Consider the following 6,988-nt stretch of genomic DNA (forward strand, 5'->3'; position numbering starts at 1 on the left):
CGCCGGAACGACCGCGTCATCAATCCGATGCTGCCGGCCACTTCGCACAGGCCGGTGGCCAGGATGACGAGGCGCGGTTCTTGGACCCATCCGGGAGTGATCGGCAGGAAGGCATCCGGGGCGACGAGATGGACCATGCCGGCGGCCCCGTAGAGAACAACGAGCACCCACCGCATCCACGCGCGAGGCCTCGCCATCCTCAGGCCACCGTCTCGGCCGGAACGCTGCAGGATCCCGCCACCACCTCGGCGACCGCCTCGGCGATCTGCTCGGGAATATTGCTGTTAGAAATTGGAATATTCCTTAAACCGATCGACGTGGCCCTCGCCACGAGGCGCAGCGAGTTCGTCATGAAGACCGCATCCGCCGTCAGGAACCGCGACAGTGTGAGCGGGGCTTCCACGACCTCGATCCCGAGCCGAGGGCCGATCTGCGACAGGATGAGACCGCGCACGACGCCTGGCAGCACGCCCTCGCCCAGGTCCGGCGTGAGAAGGCGCTCTCCTTCGACGAGGAACAGGTTACCGGTGGCCGCGCAGGCGACGCGGCCCTGCAGGTTGAGGAACAGGCTCTCGTCGAAGCCTGCGGCGCGGGCTTCGCGGTTGCCTATCACCGCATCGAGGTAGCCGAGGGTCTTCAGCCGCGCGCTGGGCGAGGTCTCGTTGCGTCGGATCGCGACGGGCATGAGGCTCAGAGTCGCGAAGGCGAGGCCCGGCATCAGCGGCGCCGCGCTCGCCCAATGGACCGGTGCCGCCGCCGCGGGGGGAGCCAGACCGCGCGGGCCGGTGCCGCGGGTCACCGTGGTCCTGATCGCCGCCCTCGGGATCCGCGCCGCGAGCGAGCGCATCCCCGCGACGACGCGGTCGCGGTCGATCGTGAATCCGAGGGTCTCGGCGGCTGCGGCGAGGCGGCCGACATGCTCCTCCTCGAAGGCGATGCGACCGCCGAGCGCCATGGCGGTATCGAACACCCCGTCTCCGAGCAGCAGGCCGCGGTCCGAGAGGTCGAAGGGGACATGGGTTCCCTCGTGGAGGCGACCGTCAATCCACAGCATCGGTGCCGGGCCCGGCCCTGGACTGTCCCCGCCAGGCGTCGGCCAGCCCGAGGAAGTTGGCGAAAAGCGCGTGGCCGCCCTGCGTCAGCACCGATTCCGGGTGGAATTGAATGCCCCAGGTTGGGTGGCTCCGGTGGCTCAGCGCCATCACCTCCCCTTCCGCCGAGACGGCGTCGATCGCGAGCCGGTCCGCCATGCCGACGTCGGGCGTCACGATGAGCGAGTGGTAGCGGCCGACCATCATCGGGTCCGGCAGGTTCGCGAACAATCCCCTGCCCTCGTGATGGATCGGGGTCGCCTGGCCGTGCAGGGGCCTTGCGGCGCGCTCGACGCGCCCGCCGAAGGCCGCACCGATCGCCTGGTGGCCGAGGCAGACGCCGAGGATCGGCAACTCGCCCGACAGTTCCCGGATCGCCGGCAGCGAGATCCCGGCCTCTGCCGGAGTGCAGGGTCCTGGCGAGATCACGAGCGCATCCGGGCTCAAGGCCCGGATCCCGGCCACGTCGAGGGCGTCGTTGCGCACGACCCGGACCTCGCGGCCGAGCTCCTCGAAGTAGCGCACGACGTTGAAGACGAAGGAATCGTAGTTGTCGACGACGAGGATCATCGCTCGCCCCGGTCGGCGAAGGCCTTATCCGTGAAAGCCTCGAACACGCGGGCGGCCTTGGTCAGGGTCTCCTCGTATTCGGCGGCCGGTTCGGAGAGCAGCGTGACGCCGCCGCCCGATTGCAGCACGGCGGTCTTGCCGTCCATGAAAACCGTGCGGATCGCGATCGAGGTGTCGAGGGATCCGTCGAAGCCGATGGCGCCGATGGCGCCGCAATAGAGCTCGCGCGCGTCACCCTCGATCTCGGTGATGATGTCCATGGCCCGGAGCTTCGGGGCGCCCGTGATGGAGCCGCCCGGGAAGGTCGCGCCGAGAAGGTCGAGGGCGTCCATGCCGGCTCTCAGGGTTCCGGTGACCACCGAGACGAGATGGTGCACCGAAGCATAGGATTCAAGTCCGCACAGGGTCGGCACCTGCACGCTGTGCGGCTCGCAGATCCGCGAGAGGTCGTTGCGCAGGAGATCGACGATCATGATGTTCTCGGCGCGCTCCTTCGGGTCGGCCTGGAGGGCCTGCGCCAGCCGGTCATCCTGCTCGGGGTCGGCGACGCGGCGCACGGTACCCTTGATCGGCCGCGTCTCGACGCTGCGGCCCTCGAGCTTCAGGAAGCGCTCCGGGCTGCTCGAGGCGATCTTCAGCCCCTCGAAGGCGAGGTAGGCGCCGAAGGTCGCCGGGTTGGTGGCGCGCAAGCGCCGGTACAGGCCGAAGGCGTCGAAGCCCGGCGGAAGGGCAGCCTCGAAGCGTTGGGCGAGGTTGGCCTGGTAGATGTCGCCGGCGCGGATGTAGTCGCGCACCCGCTCCACCGCGGCCTCGTAGGCGCCTCTCGAAAAGTTCGAGGACCAGTCGAGGGGGGTGGCAGCCGGCAGGGGCGGCGGGAGTTCGGCGCGCTCGAGGAGGGCCGCGAAAGCGTCGAGGCGGGCGAGCGCGCAGGCTTTTCGCGCGGCGGGGTCCGTCTCGGGAAAACCCGTCGCGACGAGTTGGCAGCGCCCGCTTGCGTGGTCGATGGCGAGCAGCGTGTCGTAGAGGTTGAGGGCGATGTCGTCGCAGAGGCCCGCCCGCCTGTCCGGGACGGCGGCGGGTTCGAGGCTGCGGCCGAAATCATAGGCGATGTAGCCGATGGCGCCGCCCGGGATGGTGGGCAGTCCCGGATCCGGCGCGACCCGGTAGGGTGCGAGGCAGGAGCGCAGGGCCTCGAGCGGCGCACCGTTCAGGGCCTGCCCGTCCAGGGTTGCCCTCCCGTCGCGACACCGGAAGCGGCCGAAGGGATCGGCGGCAAGGAGGGAACGGCGCCCGAGGGTGGCATGCGGCATCGCGCTGTCGAGGAAGGCGAGCCCCGGCAGGTGCGACAGCGCGAGGGCCGCCGCGACGGGATCGAGGGACGGGATGTCTCGTGTCCAGATGTCTTGAGTCCAGATGTCTCGGGTCCGCATGGTCGGGTCGCGCTGGACGCTCTCGTCTTCGAAAAAGGATCGGCCTTAGGCCCGGGCGAGGCCGATTAGGGCTCCCACGGACATCAGTGCTTCGTCTCGCGACGCGAATCCTCCTGCAAAATCCGGTGGATCGAAGCCTTGATGTCCGTGGGGATCCTTATGCACCCTTTGTGCTGGCGGCGCCGCTGCGAAATCGCGGGGGCTGGCCCGCCCGGAGCGGCAGGCGAAAGCAGTATCGACGACGGCCCTGGCACGGCCAAGCTGCTGAACGTTCATGACAAAGCAGCGCCCGCTGCGCCCGAGGCTCGCAAGATCGGCCGGATGGCGCTATAGACCCTGCATCCAAATCCCGCACCCGTGCGATCGTCCCGGCAGGCCTCGCCCGAGGCCGCGGGGTGCCGCCGTGCCCGACGAGCCGTCATGACCGCATCCGCCATGCCCCCCCTGAACGTGCTGCCCCCGAGGGGTGCGGCCCCGAAAATCTCCTTCGTGTCGCTCGGCTGTCCGAAGGCGCTGGTCGATTCCGAGCGCATCCTCACTCATCTGCGCGCGGAAGGGTACGAGCTCGCCCGTCGCCACGACGGGGCCGACGTCGTCATCGTCAACACCTGCGGCTTCCTCGATTCGGCCAAGGCCGAGTCGCTCGCGGCGATCGGCGAAGCGATGGCCGAGAACGGACGGGTCATCGTCACCGGCTGCATGGGCGCGCAGCCCGACGAGATCCGCGAGAAATATCCGAACCTGCTCGCCGTCACCGGCCCCCAGGCCTACGAGTCGGTGGTGGCGGCGGTGCACGAGGCGGTGCCGCCGGCCCACGACCCGTTCTTCGATCTGGTGCCGCCCCAGGGCGTGAAGCTGACGCCGCGGCACTACGCCTATCTGAAGATCTCGGAGGGCTGCAACAACCGCTGCACCTTCTGCATCATTCCGAGCTTGCGCGGCGACCTCGTCAGCCGGCCGGCCGGCGACGTGCTGCGCGAGGCCGAGAAGCTGGTCAAGGCCGGCGTCAAGGAACTGCTGGTGGTCTCGCAGGACACCTCCGCCTACGGCGTCGACATCCGCTACGCCACGAGCCCGTGGCGCGACCGCGAGGTCCGGGCGAAATTCGCTGATCTCGCCTCCGAGCTCGGAGAGCTCGGCGCCTGGGTGCGGCTCCACTACGTCTACCCCTACCCCCATGTCGACGAGGTCATCCCGCTGATGGCCGAGGGAAAGGTGCTCCCCTATCTCGACATGCCCTTGCAGCATGCGAGCCCGTCCGTGCTCAAGCGCATGCGCCGGCCCGGCAACCAGGAGCGCCAGCTCGAGCGCATCCGGCGCTGGCGCGAGATCTGCCCGGATCTCGCCATCCGCTCGACCTTCATCGTCGGCTTCCCCGGCGAGACCGAGGCCGAGTTCGAGGAACTCCTCGCGTGGATCAGAGAGGCGAGGCTCGAGCGCGTCGGCTGCTTCGAGTACGAGCCGGTCCGCGGGGCGGTGGCCAACGATCTCGGCGATCCCGTCGCACTCGAGGTGAAGGCCGAGCGCAAGCGCCGGTTCATGGAGGCGCAGCAGGTGGTGTCCCTGCGCCTGCAGAGGGCGCGGGTCGGCAAGCGCTTGCCGGTGATCATCGACGAGGCCGGGCCCGGCCTCGCCAAGGGACGCTCGAAATACGACGCGCCGGAGATCGACGGCAGCGTCCATGTCACCTCGCGCCGCCCGCTCAGGGTCGGCGACATCGTGACCGTGAAGATCGAGCGGGCGGACGCGTACGATCTTTACGGCAGCGCGGTCTGATACGGTCCCCGCTTGATCAAAGCGGCGACCGTATCGGTAAGCCCGCGCCGCGCCTGAGCGAAGCTCATCCACGCATCACGAAGTGATGGATCGGAGATGAGATCCCTCAGCGGTTCTTCCGCCCCCTGTGGTTCGGGTCGATGCCGCCCTCCGGCGTCGTCTCGTTCTCGACATCGCCCTCGTAGGTCGAGTCGCCTTCGAGGTCGGCCGGGTCGCCGCCGGACATCGTCATGCCCTTCGAACTGCCGATGCCGGGGTTGCCTTTGAGGTCGGCATCGCTTGGGACGTCGGTCTTCATATGCTTGCTCGACATGGGGGCTCCTGCATTGAGGGTCTCTCCCCCGTCAACCTCGCCCGATCCGGCCACGTTACAGGCCGGCTAGCGAAAAAACGTGGTCAGCCCGCGAGATCCGCTGCCGAGACCCTGCCGATGCCGGCCGCCTCCATTCGCGCCCAGGCCGCCGCGCTTGAATCCCGAGCGATGCCCCGCGTCGCATCGGCGATGACCGCAACCTCGAACCCGGCCTCCCGCGCATCGAGGGCGGACCAGGCGACGCAGTAATCGAGGGCGAGGCCGCAGAGGAGCACCCGTGAGATCCCGCGCTCGCGCAGGGCGCCGGCGAGCCCGGTTCGCGTCAGCCGGTCGGCCTCCATGAAGGCCGAGTAGCTGTCGACTTGCGGATGATGGCCCTTGCGAACCACCATCCCGGCCCTGTCGGTCAGGAGATCGGGGTGGAACGCAGCGCCGGCCGAGCCCTGCACGCAATGGTCTGGCCACAGCACCTGGGTGCCGTAGGGAAGTTCCGTCGTCTCGAACGGCGCTCGGCCGGCATGGGCCGAGGCGAAGGAGACATGGCCGGCCGGGTGCCAGTCCTGGGTCAGGACCACGTGCGCGGCCCGCTCGATCAACCGGTTGACCGGCGCGATCACCGCATCCCCGTCCGGCACGGCGAGGGCGCCGCCGGGGAGGAAATCGACCTGCACGTCGATGACGAGGAGGAGGTCGCTCTCGCGAAACGACATGATGCCGTGCTCCCTGGATGACGGGATCGGAGGATCGCCCGATCCCGTCATCGTCTGATCACGGGATCATCACGGTGGCGCCGGTGGTCTTGCGGCCGGCGAGATCGCGGTGGACCTGTTGGGCCTCGCTGAGCTTGGCCTGGGCATGGACCGGGATCTTCACCGCACCGTTACCCACCACCGAGAACAGGTTGGCGGCCATGGAATCGAGCACCGTGCGGTGGCTCGAATAGGCGAAGAGCGACGGCCGCGTGGCGTAGAGGCAGCCCTTCGTGTTCAGGAGCGAGATGTCGAAGGGCGGGATCGGCCCCGACGCCGAGCCGAAGCTCGCGAACAGGCCGAGCGGGCTGATGCAGTCGAGGGAGGCCGGGAACGTGTCCTTGCCGACCCCGTCATAGACCACCGGCACGCCCTTGCCCTTGGTGATGTCCTTCACGCGGGCCACGAAATCCTCGTCCCGGTACAGGATGACGTGGTCGCAGCCATTGGCCTTGGCGAGTTCCGCCTTCTCGGCCGAGCCCACGGTGCCGATGACGGTGGCGCCCAGATGCTTCGCCCATTGGCAGGCGATCAGACCGACACCGCCTGCGGCGGCGTGGAACAGGATCGTGTCGCCGGCCTTCACCCGGTAGGTCCGGTGCAGCAGGTACTCGGCGGTGAGGCCCTTCAGCATCATCGCGGCGGCGGTGGTGTCGGCGATGCGCTCGTTGAGGTGGACGGCCGCACTGGCCTCGATCACCACCTCCTCCGCATAGGTGCCGGCGGCCGAGCCGTAGGCGATGCGCTCCCCGACCCGGAACCCGGTCACGCCCTCCCCCAGCTTGACGATGGTGCCCGCCCCCTCCTTGCCCGGGGTGAAGGGCAGTGCGGCGGCCTTGTAGGCGCCGGATCGGAAGTAGATGTCGATGAAGTTAACGCCGATGGCGGTCTGCCTGACGCGGATCTGTCCGGGCCCGGGCTCGGGCACCGTCACGTCCTCGTAGAGCATCACCTCGGGACCGCCATATTCGTGAACCCGGATCGCCTTCGGCATGTGTCTCGCTCCTTGTGATGGTCTGGCGCTGATATAGGGCATGGCGGGCGGGACAAGGCACCACG

The 6,988-nt window shown here is 68.8% G+C and carries 7 protein-coding genes; 1 reads left to right on the forward strand and 6 read right to left on the reverse strand.

The window, feature by feature from the left end; translation table 11 throughout:
* Positions 1-199 precede the first annotated feature (199 nt).
* Genes ACFE7U_RS05255 through pabB form a run of 3 tightly spaced genes read right to left on the reverse strand, consistent with a single transcriptional unit; the run spans position 200 to position 3,091 of the window.
* The gene (locus tag ACFE7U_RS05255) at positions 200-1,054 is read right to left on the reverse strand and encodes an aminotransferase class IV (protein ID WP_375408679.1); all 855 of its coding nucleotides are present in this window, start codon (positions 1,052-1,054) and stop codon (positions 200-202) included.
* Positions 1,041-1,661, reverse strand: coding sequence for an anthranilate synthase component II (locus ACFE7U_RS05260; protein ID WP_375408680.1), 621 nt, complete (start codon positions 1,659-1,661; stop codon positions 1,041-1,043). Before ACFE7U_RS05260 ends, ACFE7U_RS05255 begins: the two co-directional genes overlap by 14 nt.
* Entirely contained in the window at positions 1,658-3,091 is a 1,434-nt protein-coding gene (pabB, locus tag ACFE7U_RS05265; RefSeq protein WP_375408681.1) for an aminodeoxychorismate synthase component I, read from the reverse strand. The genes ACFE7U_RS05260 and pabB overlap by 4 nt, the downstream gene beginning before the upstream one ends.
* A gap of 420 nt (positions 3,092-3,511) precedes the next feature.
* Between pabB and rimO the strand changes: the two genes are divergently transcribed.
* Positions 3,512-4,867 (forward strand): 30S ribosomal protein S12 methylthiotransferase RimO, encoded by a 1,356-nt coding sequence (rimO, locus tag ACFE7U_RS05270; protein ID WP_375408682.1) that lies wholly within the window; start codon positions 3,512-3,514, stop codon positions 4,865-4,867.
* Between the two features lie 106 nt (positions 4,868-4,973).
* Here the strand turns inward: rimO and ACFE7U_RS05275 are convergent, their stop codons facing one another.
* The 3 genes from ACFE7U_RS05275 to ACFE7U_RS05285 all read right to left on the reverse strand — a co-directional run bounded on the left by ACFE7U_RS05275 (position 4,974) and on the right by ACFE7U_RS05285 (position 6,923).
* Positions 4,974-5,180: a hypothetical protein gene (locus ACFE7U_RS05275; protein ID WP_375408683.1), complete on the reverse strand. Its 207-nt coding sequence runs from the start codon at positions 5,178-5,180 to the stop codon at positions 4,974-4,976.
* Between the two features lie 83 nt (positions 5,181-5,263).
* A complete protein-coding gene (pncA, locus tag ACFE7U_RS05280; RefSeq protein WP_375408684.1) occupies positions 5,264-5,890 on the reverse strand; it encodes a bifunctional nicotinamidase/pyrazinamidase in 627 nt (208 codons plus the stop codon).
* 58 nt (positions 5,891-5,948) lie between these two features.
* Positions 5,949-6,923 carry a quinone oxidoreductase gene (locus ACFE7U_RS05285; RefSeq protein WP_375408685.1) on the reverse strand — a complete coding sequence of 325 codons (975 nt, stop codon included), beginning with the start codon at positions 6,921-6,923 and terminating at the stop codon, positions 5,949-5,951.
* Positions 6,924-6,988 lie beyond the last annotated feature (65 nt).

The organism is uncultured Methylobacterium sp. (assembly GCF_964251405.1).
GTDB lineage: Bacteria > Pseudomonadota > Alphaproteobacteria > Rhizobiales > Beijerinckiaceae > Methylobacterium.